Source organism: Dyella acidiphila (assembly GCF_014863405.1).
Classification (GTDB): domain Bacteria; phylum Pseudomonadota; class Gammaproteobacteria; order Xanthomonadales; family Rhodanobacteraceae; genus Dyella_B; species Dyella_B acidiphila.
Genome location: NZ_JACZZA010000001.1, coordinates 716,025 through 734,475, shown reverse-complemented (window position 1 = coordinate 734,475; position 18,451 = coordinate 716,025). Strand labels below are relative to the sequence as shown.

The following is an 18,451-nucleotide window of genomic DNA, read 5'->3' as shown; positions in this document are numbered from 1 at the left end:
GAAGAGCGTCTCTTTATATGAGCCAGTTCCGCTACCGCGCCGTCAGCGCCGCCGGCGAAATCGTGCAGGGACAGATGGAGGCGGCCAGCCTCGACGAAGTGATCGTGCGCCTGCAGGACCAGGGCCACACGCCGCTGGAAGCCAAGCCGGCCGATGCCGGCGGCGAGAGCGGTGGCTTTGCCTTGTTCAAGCGCGGCCCTTTCAACGGCGACCAGCTCGCGCAGTTCACCCATCAGCTGGCAACCCTGCTCGGTGCCGGCCAGCCGCTGGATCGCGCGCTCGGCATCCTGATGGATCTGCCCGAGGGCGAGCACGCCAAGAAGCTGATCGAACGCGTGCGTGATCGCGTGCGCGGCGGCACGCCGCTGTCGCAGGCGCTGGACGAAGAACACGGCGTTTTCCCCAAGCTCTACATCGCGCTGGTGCGTGCGGGCGAAGTGGGCGGTTCGCTGGAAGACACCTTGCGTCGCCTGGCCGATTACCTGGAGCGTTCGCAACAGCTGCGCGGCAGCATCATCAATGCGCTGATCTATCCGGCCTTCCTGATGGTGGGCGTATTCGGTTCGCTGTTGCTGCTGCTCACGTATGTCGTGCCGCAGTTCGTGCCGATCTTCCAGGACATGCAGGTGCCGATTCCGTGGATTACCCGCGCCGTGCTGGCATTGGGCACTACCTTGCAAAACTGGTGGTGGCTGCTGGCGGTGCTGATCATCGGCAGCGTGTTCGTATGGCGGGCACGCATGCGCGATCCCGCACTGCGCCTGGCCTGGCACGAGCGCCTGCTGAAAATGCGCCTGGTCGGTCCGCTGGTGCTGAAAGTGGAAACCGCGCGCCTGGCGCGCACGCTCGGCACGCTGGTGAAGAACGGCGTGCCCTTGCTGTCCGCGCTCGGCATCGCGCGCATGGTCACTTCCAACAAGGCGCTGGACGAATCGCTGGTGCAGGCCACCGAGATGGTCAAGGGCGGCAATGGACTCAGCCTGGCGCTGTCGCAATCGCAGCGCTTTCCGCGTCTGGCGATCCAGATGGTGCAGGTGGGCGAGGAGGCCGGCCAGCTCGACACCATGCTGCTGAAAGTGGCCGATACCTTCGAACTGGAGAGTCGCCGTTCGATCGATCGCCTGCTGGCGGCACTGGTCCCGGCGCTCACCATCGTGATGACCTTCTTCGTGGCGATCATCATGGCCGCGATCCTGCTGCCCTTGCTCAGTCTTACCAGCAACATCCAGTGATCGACGCGGTCCGATCCTGGCACACCTTCAGATCCACGCATTAAAACGGAGAAACCAGCCCATGCAGTACAGATATCCCCGAACCCGGCAGCTGCACCGTCCTTCCCGCAGTGCCGGCTTCACCCTGCTGGAAATGCTGGCGGTGATCGTGTTGATCGGCATCGTCGGCGCCATCGTGGTCCGCCAGGTCGGCAGCAGCGTGGACAAGGGCAAATACGGTGCCGGCAAGGCACAGCTGACCACGCTGAGCCAGGCGGTCGACAGCTACGCGCTGGACAACGGCTCGCCGCCGGCCGAGCTGGGCGATCTGGTCAGCAAGCCGGCCAACGCCAACAACTGGCAGGGACCGTATGTAAAGCCTTCGCAGCTGAAGGATCCGTGGGGCCATGATTTTGGCTACAAGTATCCCGGCGAGCACGGCAATTACGACCTGATTTTCTATGGTCGTGACGGCAAGCCTGGCGGTGAGGGTTACGACGCCGACGTGGGCAACTGGCAGTAATGCATCCGTATGCGCCATCGGGCCTGGGCAACACGCGCGCGCTGCCATGCAGTGCGCCCGTGTTGCCGTGCTCGATGCGTGCGCGCGATGTTTTCGCCGTACGTCGGCGAAGCGTTTTTTCCCAATACCGCCAGCAGGGGTTCACCCTGCTGGAAATGCTCGCCGTCATCATCCTGATCGGCGTTGCGGCGGCGGCGGTATCGGTTTCGGTAGCGCACAGTCTGGCCAGCGCGCGCATCAATGCCGCAGCGAGCGAACTGGCGGGCGCCTTGCGCACCACCCGCACGCAGGCCATCGTGCACGGCCAGCCGCGTTATTTTCAGGTCAACCTGCGCGACGGCACCTATCGCGGTGCCGACCAGCGCGATATGCGCCTGCCCAAGGGCATGGACCTGGAAGTGACCAGCGCAAAGAAAGACCAGAGCGGCGATGTCGCGCGTATCAATTTCTATCCCGACGGCAGTTCCACCGGCGGGCGCATCACCATCCGCAGCGGCCAGCGCGAATGGCATGTCAACGTGTCGTGGCTGACCGGCGCGATCAGCCTGTTCGACACGGCGGCTGCACACTCATGATGGCGCCGGCACGCCAGGTGCGCGGTTTCAGTCTGCTCGAGGTGATCGCGGCGATCCTGTTGCTGGCCGTTACCTTCGGCGCGCTGATGGAAGTGGCCGGCGGTTCGATCCGTCTGTCGCAGAACGCCGCCCGGCATACGCAGGCCGCGCTGTGGGCGCGCTCGCTGCTGGATACGCATTTTGCGCTGGATCCGATCCAGCCCGGCGTCAGCCAGGGCCAGTTCAATGACTATTACCGCTGGCGCATGTCGGTGGTGCCGTGGGTGGGGCCTGGCGTGGCGCTGGCACCCAATCCCAACGCGATGCAGATGTATCGCATCGACCTGGATGTGATGTGGGGTTCGTCGCCGTTCGAACAGAAGGCGCATTTCAGCACGCTGCGCATCGGCAGCCCCGGCAATACCCAGCCCTCGCTATGAAACGCGCAGCCGGCTTCACTCTGCTGGAAGTCCTCGGTGCGCTGGTGCTGCTCTCGCTGCTGCTGCTGGGCGTGTATTCCGGCGTGCGCTCGGCTACGCACACGGTGCAGGCGGGCACGCGGAAGATTGAACAGCTCGATCAGGTGCGTTCCGCGCAGCTGTTCCTGCGCCGCGAGCTGGAACAGGCGATGGCGCAGGCGATCAGTCGCGACGATAACGGCAACGGCATTTTCTTTGTCGGCAGCGGCAGCGAGATGCGCTTTGTGGCGCCGATGCCGTCCTACCTCGGCATGTCCGGCCCGCAGATCGTCGACATCAAGCTGGTCTCTGCCGGCGACAAGGGCAAGCAGCTGGTGGCCGAGCTGGCAGTGTTGCCGCCGGATGGCAGTGCGCCCAAGCCGCTGGGCGATCCGCAGGTACTGGTGGATGGCGTGACGGATGGCAGCTTCAGCTATCGCGGCCTCAACCAGCAAGGCCAGGTGATGGACTGGCAGGGCGACTGGAAATACACCGGCACGATGCCGAACATCGTCACCATCAAGCTGGCATTGCAGGATGGACGCGAGTGGCCGCAATTGGCCGCGCCGTTGCGGGTGAATGCCGCGGCGACGCAGGGGCAGGGCAACCTGCTGCGCGGCCTGCGCGGACCGGGAGCGGGACCATGACGCCGCGCTCCCGCCAGCGTGGCGTGGCCCTGCTGCTGGTGATGTGGGCGTGTACCTTGCTGGCCATCCTGCTCGGCGGCTATGCGGCGCTTGCGCATACCGAAGGCCTGCAGTCGACCTATCAGTTCCAGCAGACGCGCGCGCATTACGCGGCCGAAGCGGGCCTGATGCGCGCGATCTATGCGTTGCAGGCGCCGAACATCAACGATCGCTGGATCGCGGACGGACGCGTTTATCCGTTCGCCTACGAAGGCGCCAAGGTCGGCATATCGGTTATTTCCGAGAGCGGCAAGGTCGATCTGAATGCATCATCACCCGACCTGCTCGCCAATCTGTTTCGCAACGCCGGGGTCGATCCGCAGCATGCCGCGGCGATCGCCCAGGCCATCGTGGATTGGCGCAGTTTTCCGATGACGCCGCAGCAGGTTGCGCAGCGCACGGCGGCGTATACGGCGGCAGGTCGCGACTACGGCCCGCGCAACGGACCCTTTGCCAGCGTGGAGGAATTGCAGATGGTGCTGGGTATGACGCCGGCCTTGTACGACACGGTTGCGCCCTACGTCACAATCTGGTCGGGACGCGCAAGCCCCGACCCCAATACCGCACCCCTGCTTGCGCTAGCCTCCATTCCGCCCGGCATGAATCTGCAACAAGCTGCGGCGATGATTGCCGCGCGTGCGAACAATGCAGGTGCCAATGCCGCTGCCAATGCCGTAGCGGGGCTGGTCGCCAACAATGGCATCACGCATAGTATTCGGTCAGAGGCCGTGCTTGCGGATGGAACGCGTGCGGTACTGCGCGCCACGGTACGGTTGCAGGGATTTCGGCCCGGTTCGCAAGCTTTTGCGGTGCTGCGCTGGCAAGAGGGAGATGGGGAGTGAATTCCGCTACGCAGACACTGCGACCGCAGATGGAACGCGCACGCCGCGCATGGCGCGGCTCGCCCTTGCCGGGTTTCCTGGCCTGGTGGGGGGGCGAACTGCGCGCCCTGCTGCCGACGCGCTGGCAGGCCTTCTTCAGCGGCGGCAACGTGTGGTGCCTGCTGCGCCACGACGGCGGCCAATGGCATGTGCGGCGCAACGGCCAGCCGCAGACTGCCGCGCCCTGGAGCGACGTGCTGGATGCTGCCGCGCAGCAGGCCATGCTCAACACCGCCGTGGCCGGTGTGGATCGCCAGGACCTGCGCCTGGCGCTGTGCCTGGCGCCGGACACCGTGCTGCGCCGCCGGTTGCTGCTGCCCGAGGCGGCGCGCGACAACCTGCGCCAGATCGGCGCATTCGAAATGGACCGGCAGACGCCGTTCCGTCCCGAGCAGGTGTACTACGACCTGCGTGAGCTGCCGGGCCCTGCGCCGGCCGGCCGCATCGCCGCCGAGCTGGTGGCGGCGCCGCGCAGCGCGGTGGACGCCAAGCTGGAACATCTGCGCAATGCCGGCATCGCCATCGATGCGGTGGATCTGTGCGACGGCGACAAACGCCTGGGCGTGAACCTGCTGCCGCCGCAGATGGCGCGCGTGCATCGCGATCCGCGCCGCCGCCTGAATCTGGCGCTGGCCGGCGCGGCGCTGCTGCTGTTGCTGCTGTGCCTCGGGCAATGGCTGCACAACCGCGAAGACGCCCTCACCGCCATGCAGGCGCAGGTCGATGACATGCATGGCGATGCGCAGAAAGTTTCCGACCTGCGCAAGCAGCTGGAAGACAGCGCCGGCGCCTCGGGTTTCCTGGCGCGGCGCAAGACCGATGCGGTGGCCGTCGTCGATGTATTGCAGGACCTCACGGCGCGCATTCCCGACGATACCTGGCTGGAGCGTTTCACCGTCGACAGCAGTGGACACCTGGGGATGCAGGGACAGAGCGCCAAGGCAGCCTCGCTGATCGATGTGCTGCAAACCAGCAAGCTGATCACCGGCGCCAATTTCCAGGGCGTGATCCAGCGCGATCCGGCCACCAACAAGGAACGTTTCTACATGGATGCGCAGCTGCGCAAACCGGCGAGCGCGACTGCCAATGCCGGCGCCAAGGCGGCCGCCAGCAGCAGCGCGGGAGCGGCGCGATGAACATGCGGCCGATGAAACCGATGGAAAGCCGCATGGCCGCCATTGGCCTGTTGCTGCTGATGCTGGTGCTGGCGTATTTCATCCTGCTGCACTGGTGGTTCGTGGCGCCGCTGCGCGACATCGACAGCCAGATGGACGACCTGCGCGATACGCAAAGCCGCTACGCCGCCGCGATCGCCGAGAAGCCGCAGTTGCAGAAGCGGCTGGCCGAGCTCGGCCATAGCCAGACCGACAGCAGCACCTTCCTGCCGGAAACCGATCCGAATGCCGCCGCCGCCGGCCTGATGCAGCGCGTGGTGGACGATGCCGCCGCACACGCGCAGGAAGGCAGCTGCGAAGTCAGCCAGAAGATGCCGGTGCCCAATCCCGGCACCAGCACCAACGAGCCGTATCGCAAAGTGGTGGTCAGCATCAGCCTGCATTGCGATATGCAGCCGCTGATCGGCCTGCTGTATACGCTGGAGAAGGGCAAGCCTTATTTGTTCGTGCAGGACTTCAGCGTGTACCGCAATCCGCTGCTGACCATGCAGAAGAGCGGCGCTGCGCCGCTGGAAGTGCAGTTCACCCTGGGCGGCTATGTGCATGCGCCTGCCAACGCGGCGCCGAGCACCGGCAATGCCGGCGCGAACAGCGACAACACGGCCCCGGGAGACGACTGATGGACGCCGCCGCCCAACGCCGCCTTACCCCGCTGTTCGGTGCTGCCGCCGTCGTGCTCGGCGTGACCCTGCTGTCGCTGTTGTTCGGCGTAGGCAAAGGTGTCAGCTGGGATGCGCCGCGCGAGACGCCGCCGCTGCCGGCCGTGCACAGCGTGACCCTGCCGCCGCCGCCGCCATTGCCCAGCTATGCGCAGGTATGGGAGCACCCGCTGTTCAGCGCCGACCGCAAGCCGATCGTCACCAGCGGCGGCGATGCGGGCGGGGTCAGTCTCGGCGACCTGCAGCTCACCGGCGTGATCATTACGCCGACGCTGCACATGGCCTTGCTCGGTCCGGCCAATCACGACAGCAGCAAGGACGACGACGGCCAGGAAGTGCGCGTAAAAGAAGGCGCCAACCTGCCGGACGGCGGCTGGAAATTGGTCAAGGTGCTGCCGCGCTCGGCCATTTTCGCCTCGCCCAGCGGCCGCACGGAACTAAAGCTGCCCGCCGGCGCACCTATAGATCAGCCCGCATCGAAGACCGCCCCGCCGGGTGCCATACCGATGAGTGGTACGCATGACGTGCAGGGGGAGCCGCGTCACGCCATGCCGCCGCCACCGCCTCCGGGTGGCCCGATGCCACCGAACGAAGCGCAAGCGCAACGCTTACAAAAACTCAGGGCCGCTATTCTTAGACAGCGTTCCCAGCAGGCCGGAAACGCTCAGGGAGAACATTGATTCATGTCACACGTGCGCATGCCATTTCATCGACGCAAGGATTTGCGAATCGGCGCCATCGCGCTGGCGGTTTTCCTGTGCGGTTGCGCCACCAACAAGCCGGCGCCATCCGACCTCACGCTGGAACGCGAAGCGGTGGCCGGCACCGAAAAGCCGGCCCCACAGCCGCAGGCGCTGAACAGCAATCTGGGCAATGTGGCGGAGGCGCCTGCCGTCGCCAGCATTGCCACCGGCACCGGCAAATTCGTGCAGCCCACCGCGCTGGCCAAATCGCGGCCGGCCGCTACCGGTAGCGGCGCGGTAACGTTCAATTTCGAAAACCAGCCGGTGCAGGCGGTAGTCAAGGCGATCCTGGGCGACCTGCTGCAGCAGAACTACACCATCGTGCCCGGCGTGCAGGGCAATATTTCGTTCTCCACTTCCGAGCCGGTCGACAGCAGCCAGGCGATGCCGATCCTGGAGACGCTGCTGTCGTGGACGCATAACGCACTGATCAAGACCAACGGCCGCTACGTGGTGATGCCGGAAAAGGATGCCGTGCAGGGCAACGTCGCGCCGAGCCTCGGCGCTGCGGCGCCGGCCGGCGGCATGCAGGCGCGCCTGTTCCCGCTGCATTACATCGCCGCCGACCAGATGCAGAAACTGCTCAAGCCGTTTGCGCGCGCCGATTCGATTCTGCTGGTCGACAATGCGCGCAACGTGATCGTGGTGTCCGGCACGCCGGATGAGCTGGACAACTACGACCGCACCGTGCGCACCTTCGACGTCGACTGGCTGCGCGGCATGTCGGTGGGCGTGTTCAACCTGCAGCACGCCACGGTCGACGACCTGATGCCGCAGCTGGACAGCATGTTCGGCGCCAAGGGCGATACGCCGCTGGCCGGCATGCTGCGCTTCATCCCGATCAAGCGCACCAATGCGCTGGTGGTGATCAGCACGCAGCCCAATTACCTCAGCGAAGTGGGCAACTGGATCGCCAAGATCGATCTCGGCGGCGGCAACGAACCGCAGCTGTACGTCTACGACGTGCGCAACATCAATGCATCGGATCTGGCGCACTATCTGGCGCAGATCTATACCGACAACGCCGGCAACGGCAGCAGCGATCACGGCGGCGGCGTGGCGCCGGGCGCGGGTGGCTCCACCACCCTGGGCATCGGCAACAACGCATCCGGTTCGAGCAGTGGCATGGGCAGCACGGCCGGCAGTTTCGGCAGCTCCACCAGCGGCGGTCTGTCCAGCGGCCTGGGCAGCAGCAGCGGCATCGGCGGCAGCAGCTCGTTCGGCAGTTCTTCGACCGGCACCGGCAGCTCGTTCGGCAGCTCCTCGACCGGGGGCATCGGTGGCAGCACCGGCGTCAATGGCGTCGGCATGAATGGCGGCCTGTCCAGCAACAACAACCAGGACCAGGGCTACAGTTCCAAGGACGGCAGCATCCGCATCAGCTCGGTGGATGCCAATAACCAGTTGCTGGTGCGTTCGCGTCCGGCGCAATGGGAAGAAATTCTCGGCGCCATCAAGCAGCTCGACGTGCCGCCGCTGCAGGTGCAGATCGAGACGCGCGTGTTCGAAGTGGATCTGGTCGGCGATCTTCAATACGGCGTGCAGTGGTATCTGCAAGGCTTGGCCGGTGGTTCGACCAATTCCAGCGGCGGCTATACGCCGGGCAATCCGTATGCGCATCGCATGATCGGCCTGGGCGGCGGCATCGGCGACAATTCGACCGCCAGCACCAGCTATAGCGGCCAGCCGTTCTTCTATTCCTTCCTCAGTTCGAACGGCAAGTTCCAGGTCGCCATCAACGCGCTGGAAAGCAGCCAGAACACCAAGACGCTGTCGGCGCCCTCGCTGGTGGTGCTCAACAACCAGGTTGCGCATATCCAGGTGGGCGATCAGATTCCGGTGAACCAGACCTACTACACCGGCCTGGGCGGCACCACCACCACCACCGGAACTACGGTAGGCCAGGTGGAATACATTCCCACCGGCATCATTCTGGATGTGCAGCCGCGCGTGAATCCGGGCGGCCTGATCTATCTCAATATCGACCAGCAGGTGAGCTCCACCAGTGGTGCCGCCAACAGCCAGGGCAACTTCACCATCCAGCAGCGCCAGATCGCTACCCAGCTGGGTGTGCAGAACGGCCAGACGGTGCTGCTCGGCGGCCTGATCCAGCAGATCAATTCCGATGCCGGTCAGGGCGTGCCGTTCCTGAGCGATATTCCGGTGCTCGGCAAGTTGTTCGGTTCCACCGGCAAGTCCAAGAACCGCACCGAGCTGCTGGTGCTGATCACGCCGCGCGTGATTACCAACAGCGAGGAAGCCAAGCAGATCACCGACGATTACCAGAACGGCTTCGAATCGCTGGCGCCGCTGCGTGCACGTCCGGAACCCACCGCTACCACGCCGACGGCGACCACCACCACGCCGATCCGGCAGTAGTCGCGCCGCTCATGCATGCCTTCCACGCAAGGCATGCATGAGCTCGGTGGGCTAAGCCGCGTGGCGCCATTATCATCGCGCGCATGACCGCGCCGATGTTTCCGATTGCCCCGTTATTACCCGAGATCTGCGCGGCGTTGGCCGCGCAGCCGCGCTTGGTGCTGGAAGCGCCGCCGGGCGCCGGCAAGACCACCCAGGTGCCGCTGGCACTGCGCGATGAAGCATGGCTGGCGGGGAAGAAGATCGTGATGCTGGAGCCGCGCCGCATTGCTGCACGCGCTGCGGCGCAGTTCATGGCCCAGCAATTGGGGGAGGCAGTCGGGCAGACGGTCGGGTACCGCATCCGCTTCGAATCGAAGGTGAGTGCGGCCACGCGGATCGAAGTGGTCACCGAAGGCATTCTTACGCGGCTGATCCAGGACGATCCCGAGCTCAGCGGCATCGGCGCGATCCTGTTCGACGAATTCCACGAGCGGCATCTGGCCGGCGATCTGGGTGCGGCGCTGGCGCTGGATATCCAGGCCACGCTGCGGCCCGACCTACGCATTCTGGTGATGTCGGCCACGCTGGATGGCGAACGTATTGCGCAATGGCTGGATGCACCGCGTATCAGCAGTCCCGGACGCAGCTTTCCGGTCCGCATCGACTATCCGCCTGCGCGCGCCCAGGAAACGGTGGAGCACCAGCTGGCACGGGTGATGCGCCAGGCGCTGGAGGAAAACAGCGGCGACGTGCTGGCCTTTCTGCCGGGCCGGCGGGAAATCGCACGTGCCCAGAGCGTATTGCTGCAGACGCTGCAACGCGACGATGTAGATGTCGTCGCCTTGCACGGCGAGCTGTCGCTGGCCGAACAGCAGCTCGCGCTGGCGCCGGCGGAAGCAGGCATGCGGCGAATCGTGCTGGCCACCAATGTGGCCGAATCCAGTGTCACGCTGCCGGGCATCCGCGCAGTGATCGACAGCGGGCTCGCGCGCGAACCGCGCTTCGACCCCAACAGCGGCTTTACGCGCCTGGAAACGGTGACGATTTCGCAGGCCTCGGCCGACCAGCGCGCCGGTCGCGCCGGCCGCGTTGCAGAAGGCGTTGCCTATCGCCTGTGGCCACAGAGCCGCCGGCTGGATCCCGCGCGCACGGCGGAGATCATGCAAGCGGAATTGTCCGGCCTTGCGCTCGAACTGGCCGCCTGGGGCAGCGCGCAATTGCCGTGGCTGGACGCGCCGCCGGCCGGGGCCATGGCGCAGGCGCGTGAATTGCTGGCGCGCCTGGGCGCCCTCGATGCGCAGCAGCGCATCACCGCCCTGGGCCGCCGCATGCTGGAACTCGGCGCAACCGCGCGCCTGGCGGCGGCAGCGATCCGTGCGCCGGAAACACTGCATGCGCTGATCGCCGATCTGCTGGCGCTGATGGACGCACGCTCGCCTTTGCGCGGCGAGCAATCGCGCAGCGACGACTTCCGCGTGCGCGTGCATGCACTGCACGCCTGGCGCGACCGGCGCAGCGCCACCGGCTTTCACGGCGGCGCGGATGCCGGTGCACTCGCCGCCATCGAACAAGCCAGCAAGGGCTGGCGCCGTCGCCTGGATGTACGCAGCGCCGCCAGCGGCGTGCCGCATAGTCATGCCGTGGGCGATTTGCTGCTGCATGCCTTCCCCGATCGCATTGCGCGCCAGGACGAGAGCAATCCACTGCGCTACACCCTGGCCAATGGACGCGGTGCGCGCCTGCATGAGCAGACCGCGCTGATGGGCGAACCGTGGCTGGTCGTGCTGGACCTGCGCCACGAAGCGCGCGACAGCCTGGTGCTCTCCGCCGCACCGCTCGATCCGCGCGTACTGGAACAGGATTATCCGCAGCAATTCCAGCGTGGCCGTCATGTGCGCTGGAACGAAGAGCGTGCTGCGGTGGAGGCGTTCGAGGAACGGCGGTTCGGCGCGATCGTGCTGGAACGCCGCAGCGTACCGGTGCAGGCCGATGATGCGGTGCCGGCCTTGTTGTCGGCGATTCGTGCGCGCGGCCTCGATGCGTTGCCCTGGAGCGATACTGCCAGCCGTTTGCGTCTGCGCATGCAGTCGCTGCGCAGCTGGATGCCCGAGCTCGGCTTGCCCGATGTATCCGATACGCAGCTGCTCGATACGCTGGAGCATTGGCTCGCCCCGTATCTGCAGAACAAACGCAAGCTCGATGCCCTGTCGGCCGAAGATCTTTCGCAGGCGCTGGCGGCATTGTTCGACTACGAGCAGCGCCGACAGCTCGATGCGCAAGCGCCGGACAGCCTGACGGTGCCGAGCGGGCAGGTGCGCCGGCTGGAATACATCCCGGGCGAAGCGCCGGTGCTGGCCGTGAAGCTGCAGGAGCTGTTCGGTCTGGTCGACACGCCACGGGTGGCCGGCGGCCGCATTCCGGTCACCTTGCATCTGCTCTCGCCGGCGGGCCGGCCGATCCAGGTTACGCAAGATCTGAAAGGCTTCTGGGAACGCACCTATCCGGAAGTGAAAAAGGAACTGAAGGGGCGTTATCCCAAGCACCCCTGGCCGGACGATCCGTGGACAGCGACGCCTACGCACCGCGCGAAGCCACGCGGCACATAGAGCGTGGCTTTCAATTCAGCGAGATCGTGACCAGTACTGCGGTGTCCGCCGCACACTCGGCGTAGTCATCCAGCAACTCCACACGTAAAACTTGACTGATCTGCCTGAGCGGAGCTCGCTCCACGACATAGCGATCGTGATGCGCCGGCTCCAGCGCGGCGAGCGGCAATGCGAAAACATTCGGCGCGGCTTCCACGATGGCACCCTGAAAATGAATCGTGCCGCTTACTTGCGCACAGAGCGTTGCCTGCAGTGAGGTGCCGGCCAATATGATTCCAAGCGCCGCCTGTGCATGCATGGGTTTGCGCTGCGCGGTAATCGCCTTTCCACTGGCAGCCTTGTTCATGGCGCGCGCTCCGTGGTGAGTGAGCTGGCCGTATAGGAGCGGCCAGTGCGCATGAAATTGTTTGTTGTTATCGACGCAATTGAGAACAACTATCCATGCACGCTCCACGGCGATGGCCATGCGCAATGCATCTATTTAAGCGTGGGCTGCAGCAGTCGGTTGCGATGAGACACATCCGATCGCCGAGAGCGTGGTGTGCAGCGCCTGTTCCAGCGGCGTCGTGTACGGACGGCCGTCGAAGAATGCCAGCAGCTTGCGGTCGTCCAGTTGCACCGGCGATTGCCACAGGTAGCGCATCTTGCGCAGTTCGCGCAGTGTTTCCATGAACGGTGCCAGCAAAGCAGTCAGCCACCACTGAAAGCGGCCCGCGGCGATCGCCGGATTATGAGTCGCGTGCCGCACGGCATCGAGCATTTGCTGGCCGTCCAGCCAGTAGCCGCCGAAGTTGAAGCTGTCGAAGTCGCGCAATGACTGCTCGCGCTCGAGCAGGCGCGCGATGGTCTGTGCCACATCCGGCAAGTAGGCCCATGCATGGCCGATGGCATAGTCGCCGGGATAGCTTAGCGTCTTCACCGGGCTGCCGGCCTTGAGCAGGCCTTGCGAAAACCAGGTGTTGCCGGCGTGCGGTCCGATAAAGTCGCCGCAGCGCAGGATCAAGGTACGCACGCCGTGCTTGCTGGCATCGGCGAGCCTGCGTTCCATTTCCACGCGGATCTCGCCCTTGCGGGTGGACGGATGTTGCGGCGAATCCTCGCGCAGCAGGGGGAAGGCATCCGGGCCATAGTTGTAGACCGTGCCTGGCAGCACGATGCGGGCATGGTTGGCCTTGGCGGCAGCGATGGTGTTGTCCAGCATCGGCAGCACCAGGGTTTCCCAGCCGCGATAGCCGGGCGGATTGACCGCATGCACGATCACGCTGGCGCCTTGGCTTGCGGCCAGTACATCGGCTGCCTGCATGGCGTCGCCCTTGATCCAGCTCAGGCCGTCCTGGTTGGGATCGGCCGGTGGCTGGCGTACCAGGGCGCGCACCTGCCAGCCATGGTGCCGCAAGGCCAGGCAGGTCTCGCGGCCAATGCCGCCGTTGGCGCCGATCACCAGGGCAATTTTCGTCGTATTCATGGCTGTTTCCTCGCTTGGGATGGCGCCAGTCTGGGCTTGCCCTGGATAAATGAAAATTGCTGAATAACGTAGATCTGCTATACAGATATGTATGGCAAAGGCCGAGCCCGACTGGCAGTTGTACCGCTCCTTTCTCGCGGTAATGCGCGAGGGCAGCCTGTCCGCCGCCGCCCGCAGCCTGGGCATGACCCAGCCGAGCCTGGGGCGGCATATCCGCGAGCTGGAAGAAACGCTGGGCGTTTCCTTGTTCGCGCGTTCGCAGCAGGGGCTGGCCGCCACCGACCTGGCCCAGGACCTGGTGCCGCATGCGCAGGCGATGGCCTCCGCCTCGGCAGCGCTGCGGCGTGCCGCCACCAGCCGGCAGGCGGCGATTGCGGGAGTCGTGCGCGTCACGGCCAGCGAGGTGATCGGTGCGGAAGTGCTGCCGCCGATGCTGGCCGCGTTTCGCCAGCAGCATCCGGGCATCGTGATCGAGCTGTCGCTGTCCAATCGGGCCGAAGATCTGCTGCGGCGCGACGCCGACATCGCCGTGCGCATGGCGCGCCCGACCCAGGATGCGCTGGTCGCGCGCCATATCGGCAAGATCGCCCTGGGCTACTTTGCCCACAAACGCTATCTCGCCGCGAACGGGCGCCCGCGCAGCGTGGACGAATTGATCGGCCATGCGTTGATCGGTTTCGATCATGAAACGGCGTATATCCGCGCCATGCGTCCGGCCGGGCTACCGTATGCGCGCGAATATTTTGCGCTGCGCACCGACAGCGATCTGGCCGCGCTGGCTGCGATTCGCGCCGGCTATGGCATCGGCATCTGCCAGGCAGGCTTGGCCAGCCGCGATGCGTCGCTGGTGCCACTGCTGCCGGAATTCACTTTGCAGATGGATACCTGGCTGGTCATGCATGAAGACCAGCGGCGCAGCTTGCGCGTGCGTGCGCTTTACGATCATCTGTGCATCGCCATGGCCGACTACGCCAAGTCGCCGGCCCCGCGGCCAGCCAGGCGGCCGCCCAGGCGCGATGCATAGACGACATTTCGCCCCGTAGCGAAACGTCTGCCGGAACCCACGGTTAGACTGCCCGCATGACGGAAGCCAGTCCCCTCAATCGCTATCAACTCGCCGAGCTGGGCAGCTTGCTGGCGGAGCCGGCGCGCGCGGCGATCCTGCTGGCGCTGATGGACGGCACCACCCGCCCGGCTGGCGAACTGGCGCGCATCGCCGGCGTCAGTGCCGCCACCGCCAGCGCGCATCTGAAGCGCTTGCTGGATGGCGGATTGCTGGGTCTGCACGAACAGGGTCGGCACCGCTATTTCCGTCTGGCCAACGACGATGTGGCGGCGTGGCTGGAAGCGATGGCCTTGCCGCAAGTGACACGCAAGGCGTCGACGACGGCAGTGCGCGATGCAGCACTGTGCCGTGCACGCACGTGCTATCGGCATCTGGCCGGGCAACTGGGCGTGGTGCTCTGCGAAGCATGGCTGCAACGCGGCTGGCTGCAGGCCGGCAGCGATGGCATCAGCCTGGACGAGGACGCAGCCGATGCCCTGGTGCGTGCCGGCTGGCAACCGGCATCGACGCGGCAACTCCTGCAATTGCGCGGCCGCGGTTGCCTGGACTGGACCGAGCGCCGCCTGCATGTAGGTGGCCCGCTGGGTGTCGCCATGACCAGCGCCATGCTGGAAGCCGGCTGGTTGCGTCGCGCACAACGCAATCGTGCTTTGCTGCCGACACCGGATGGATTGCGTCGACTTGCCGAGCTTGGCGTGCGCCTCGACGACTGACACAGTCGTTGCGTCAGCAACCATTCATGCATTTTTCGCGGCATGTGCGTGCGACTGCCGCATTTTTGAATCGTGCAAATGTGAAAGCGCGGCGTGCACATGCACGTGCCGATGCGCATGCGCGATGTGAACTGCAGCAACTTTTGGCGCGCTGCATTGATATCTCATGCGGCGCTTTATCGAAACATTTTGCGTGAAACAGATTTCACGTTCACACCCTGTGGACAGCATAAGTAGGCGCCGGCAAGGCACTTCATCGTGCGGCGACAGCGACACGCAAGTGCGCGCTAACTCTGCTATCGATAACAACATGCAAGTTCATGCGCCACTGTTTGCGCATTAATTTTTGTGAATCGAACAAGCGTTTTTAGTGCGCGTTTGCGGCATGAGTTCCTGCGATTCGGTTCTATCGTCGCGCCTTGACGCAGAATTATTCGACAGATACTTTCGATCGCATTCGCCGTAGGGAGCACACGGCGAATGATTCCGCGGCGATGCCTTGCACCAGGGGCTGCGCATCGTTCGAGTGTTACGTCGGCACTGCCTGCAACGGGAGGTAGGGGGAGCAGCAGTACGCCGAGGCTCGAGGAATCGCTGGGCAAATCTCTATCGATACAACGGCGTCGTGTTTGAGCGCGACTTTACTGTTATGGGGTACGTGCGACCTCATCGGGGTCGTTCGTCTCCAATTCCTGGGGAATTAGATAATGCCAAGCAATCTCCGTGTAAAAACGCTTATTACCGCCATGGGCCTGGCTCTGCTGGGCAGCTCGGTGGGAGTCGTTGCGCAACCGGTGGCGAATGATGCCATCGCCGCGGCGGCCAGCTCGGCCATGGTGGCCTTGCATCCGGCTGTCAGCCTGCGCAATGGCGATCAAGCTGTAGGACCGCTGGCGGTGTCGCAGCCGATGCATGTCGTGATCACGCTGAAGCTGCGCAATGAAGATCAGCTCAATCAGTACATTGCCAAACCCGGCTTCAAGCCGCTCACCTCGGCGCAGTTCAATGCGAAATATGCGCCGACCGCCGCACAGGCCCAGTCGGTGGCCGACTACCTCACCAAGGCTGGCTTCAGCAACGTCAGCATCGCGCCCAATAACGGGCTGGTCGAGGCGGACGGCCGTGCCGACACGGCGCAGGCTGCCTTCCACACCAACTTCGTGCATGTGAAGACGCATGACGGGCGCGATGCGTTCGCCAACAGCAGTGCGGTGCAGATTCCGGCCAACCTGCAAGGCGTGGTCAACGCCGTACTCGGCGTGCAGAACGTGCATACCGCGCACGTGTTCGCCCGCTATCAGGATCCGATCGCCGCGCATGCGATGGCGACCCATCCGGAAGCGAGTGGCACGGCAGTAGGCCATCAGCCGTCCAATTTCCCGACCATTTATGGCGCCAGCGGCATGGCGAATATCACCTCGGTCGCGGTCGGCTCGGTATCGGCGGGCTCGCTCAGCAATGTCGAAAGCGATCTGAAGTCGGTCGATCCCGGCGTGACGGTCACGGTGAAGGGCAGCAGCGGCACCAGCACCAGCGGCGACGGCGAATGGGACCTGGATAGCCAGGACATCATCGCCTTCACCGGTGTGAAGCAGTACTACTTCTACAACGCCGCCTCGCTGAGCGACGCAGACCTGCAGACCGACTACGCCAAAATCGTGTCGGACAACCTGCTGCAAGCGATCGACGTCTCGCTGGGCGAATGCGAAACCGATGCCAATTCCTCGGGTGAAGCCGCGTCGAACGACACCACGTTCAAGCAGGCTGTCGCACAAGGCCAGACCTTCTTCGTTTCCGCCGGCGACTCCGGTGCGGATGAATGCGGCAACGGCGGCGTGACGCCGAGCTGGCCGGCCAGTTCGCAATACGTGACCGCGGTGGGCGGTACCGAGCTGTACACCTCGGGCACCACCACTTGGTCCAGCGAAACGGTGTGGAACAACCTCAGCGAGAACGAAGGCGCCACCGGCGGCAGCCCTAGCACCTTCGAGCCGATTCCGAGCTGGCAGAAGGGTGTTTCCGGCGTGACCAACCAGACCTACCGCGGCGTGCCGGATATCGCTTTCGATGCCAGCCCCGACAGCGGCGCGCTGGTCACCGTAGACGGCCAGGCCAACCAGCAGATCGGCGGCACCAGTCTGGCCGCGCCGCTGGCGGTGGGCTTCTGGGCGCACGTGCTGCAGGCCAATGGCAACAGCGTGGGCTTTGCGGCGCCGGTGATCTACAAGGTGGCGCAGTCGTCGTCGACCAATTACGCCAATGCCTTCCACGATGTGACCTCGGGCAACAACAGCGGTGAAACCGCTGCAGCGGGCTGGGATTACACCACTGGCTGGGGCAGCGTGAATGTCAGCCAGTTCAGCACTCTGGCCGGTGGCGGTTCGTCCGGCGGCAGCCCGGTCGCGAACTTTACCGACACGGTCAGCGGCCTGACGGTGAACTTCACCAATACCTCCACCGATTCGGGCGGCACCATCAGCTCGTATGCGTGGAACTTCGGTGACGGCAGCACCTCCACCTCGGCCAGCCCCAGCCATACGTATACGGCAGCCGGCACCTACACCGTCTCGCTGCAGGTGACCGACAGCACCGGCGCCACCAACACCAAGACCGGTTCGGTCACGGTGTCGTCCGGCGGTAGTGGCGGCAGCCCGGTGGCCAGCTTCACCGACAGCGTGAGCGGCTTGAGCGTTGCGTTCACCAATACCTCCACCGATACCGGCGGCACCATCAGCTCGTATGCGTGGAACTTCGGTGACGGCAGCAGCTCGACCACGGCCAGCCCCAGCCACACCTATACGGCAGCCGGCACCTACACCGTCTCGCTGCAGGTAACCGACAACACCGGTGCCAGCAACAGCACCAGCCAGTCGGTAACGGTGAGCAGCGGCGGCGGTTCGGGTGGCACGTTCTCGAACAATACGCCGGTAACGATCAAGGATGACGCCACCGTCACCAGCAGCATTCCGGTGACCGGTGAGTCGGGCAATGCGCCGTCGAACCTGCAGGTGCATGCCAACATCACCCACAACTGGTCGGGCGACCTGGAGATCATCGTGTATGCGCCGAGCGGCGACTACGCGATTCTGCAGCAGCCCAACTACGAGAATAACGGCAATATCAACAAGACCTGGACGGTCAATGCTTCCGGCGAAAAGGCCAACGGTACGTGGAAGCTGAAGGTCATCGACGACGATATCTATGGCGATGGCGGCGACCACGGCACCTTGAACAGCTGGAGCGTCACGTTCTAAGTGTGTCGGACGGGCACGGATGCGCGTCTTTTCCCAAAGCGCGAGGCCCGGCCATTTGGCTGGGCCTCTTTTGTCTTGCGCGCTTGCGAAAAAAAA

Annotated in this window: 16 protein-coding genes; 14 read left to right on the top strand and 2 right to left on the bottom strand. The window is 64.8% G+C overall.

Features of this window, described 5'->3' with window-relative positions:
- Window positions 1–17 precede the first annotated feature (17 nt).
- The 11 genes from gspF (at window position 18) to hrpB (ending at window position 11,857) form a co-directional block, all read left to right on the top strand.
- Entirely contained in the window at window positions 18–1,232 is a 1,215-nt protein-coding gene (gene gspF, locus IGX34_RS03360; RefSeq protein WP_192554234.1) for a type II secretion system inner membrane protein GspF, read from the top strand.
- Between the two features lie 61 nt (window positions 1,233–1,293).
- Window positions 1,294–1,734, top strand: coding sequence for a type II secretion system major pseudopilin GspG (gene gspG, locus IGX34_RS03355; protein ID WP_192554233.1), 441 nt, complete (start codon window positions 1,294–1,296; stop codon window positions 1,732–1,734).
- A 59-nt stretch (window positions 1,735–1,793) separates the two neighbouring features.
- Window positions 1,794–2,309 (top strand): GspH/FimT family pseudopilin, encoded by a 516-nt coding sequence (locus IGX34_RS03350; RefSeq protein WP_338015402.1) that lies wholly within the window; start codon window positions 1,794–1,796, stop codon window positions 2,307–2,309.
- Complete coding sequence (locus IGX34_RS03345; protein ID WP_225737160.1) at window positions 2,306–2,728, top strand: type IV pilus modification PilV family protein; 423 nt, start codon at window positions 2,306–2,308, stop codon at window positions 2,726–2,728. The genes IGX34_RS03350 and IGX34_RS03345 overlap by 4 nt, the downstream gene beginning before the upstream one ends.
- Window positions 2,725–3,393: a prepilin-type N-terminal cleavage/methylation domain-containing protein gene (locus IGX34_RS03340; RefSeq protein WP_192554232.1), complete on the top strand. Its 669-nt coding sequence runs from the start codon at window positions 2,725–2,727 to the stop codon at window positions 3,391–3,393. Before IGX34_RS03345 ends, IGX34_RS03340 begins: the two co-directional genes overlap by 4 nt.
- Window positions 3,390–4,274 (top strand): type II secretion system minor pseudopilin, encoded by an 885-nt coding sequence (locus tag IGX34_RS03335; RefSeq protein ID WP_192554231.1) that lies wholly within the window; start codon window positions 3,390–3,392, stop codon window positions 4,272–4,274. The genes IGX34_RS03340 and IGX34_RS03335 overlap by 4 nt, the downstream gene beginning before the upstream one ends.
- Window positions 4,271–5,449, top strand: a complete 1,179-nt coding sequence (locus IGX34_RS03330; protein ID WP_192554230.1) for a PilN domain-containing protein — start codon at window positions 4,271–4,273, stop codon at window positions 5,447–5,449. Before IGX34_RS03335 ends, IGX34_RS03330 begins: the two co-directional genes overlap by 4 nt.
- Complete coding sequence (gene gspM, locus IGX34_RS03325; RefSeq protein WP_192554229.1) at window positions 5,446–6,108, top strand: type II secretion system protein GspM; 663 nt, start codon at window positions 5,446–5,448, stop codon at window positions 6,106–6,108. Before IGX34_RS03330 ends, gspM begins: the two co-directional genes overlap by 4 nt.
- Window positions 6,108–6,827 (top strand): general secretion pathway protein GspN, encoded by a 720-nt coding sequence (locus IGX34_RS03320; protein WP_192554228.1) that lies wholly within the window; start codon window positions 6,108–6,110, stop codon window positions 6,825–6,827. The genes gspM and IGX34_RS03320 overlap by 1 nt, the downstream gene beginning before the upstream one ends.
- Window positions 6,828–6,830: 3 nt before the next feature.
- Entirely contained in the window at window positions 6,831–9,269 is a 2,439-nt protein-coding gene (gspD, locus tag IGX34_RS03315; RefSeq protein WP_192554227.1) for a type II secretion system secretin GspD, read from the top strand.
- Between the two features lie 95 nt (window positions 9,270–9,364).
- Window positions 9,365–11,857, top strand: a complete 2,493-nt coding sequence (gene hrpB, locus IGX34_RS03310) for an ATP-dependent helicase HrpB (RefSeq protein WP_425598768.1) — start codon at window positions 9,365–9,367, stop codon at window positions 11,855–11,857.
- A gap of 10 nt (window positions 11,858–11,867) precedes the next feature.
- Here hrpB and IGX34_RS03305 read toward each other — a convergent pair whose 3' ends face one another.
- Window positions 11,868–12,323 carry a hypothetical protein gene (locus IGX34_RS03305; protein ID WP_192554225.1) on the bottom strand — a complete coding sequence of 152 codons (456 nt, stop codon included), beginning with the start codon at window positions 12,321–12,323 and terminating at the stop codon, window positions 11,868–11,870.
- 15 nt (window positions 12,324–12,338) lie between these two features.
- On the bottom strand, window positions 12,339–13,322 hold the full coding sequence (locus IGX34_RS03300; RefSeq protein ID WP_192554224.1) for an NAD-dependent epimerase/dehydratase family protein: 984 nt from the start codon (window positions 13,320–13,322) through the stop codon (window positions 12,339–12,341).
- A 91-nt stretch (window positions 13,323–13,413) separates the two neighbouring features.
- On the opposite strand from IGX34_RS03300, the gene IGX34_RS03295 reads away from it, so the two are divergent.
- From IGX34_RS03295 to IGX34_RS22310, 3 genes are all read left to right on the top strand, one after another.
- The gene (locus IGX34_RS03295) at window positions 13,414–14,346 is read left to right on the top strand and encodes a LysR family transcriptional regulator (protein ID WP_192554223.1); all 933 of its coding nucleotides are present in this window, start codon (window positions 13,414–13,416) and stop codon (window positions 14,344–14,346) included.
- 56 nt (window positions 14,347–14,402) lie between these two features.
- A complete protein-coding gene (locus IGX34_RS03290) occupies window positions 14,403–15,101 on the top strand; it encodes an ArsR/SmtB family transcription factor (RefSeq protein WP_192554222.1) in 699 nt (232 codons plus the stop codon).
- 707 nt (window positions 15,102–15,808) lie between these two features.
- On the top strand, window positions 15,809–18,355 hold the full coding sequence (locus tag IGX34_RS22310) for a PKD domain-containing protein (protein WP_192554221.1): 2,547 nt from the start codon (window positions 15,809–15,811) through the stop codon (window positions 18,353–18,355).
- The last annotated feature ends 96 nt before the right edge of the window (window positions 18,356–18,451 follow it).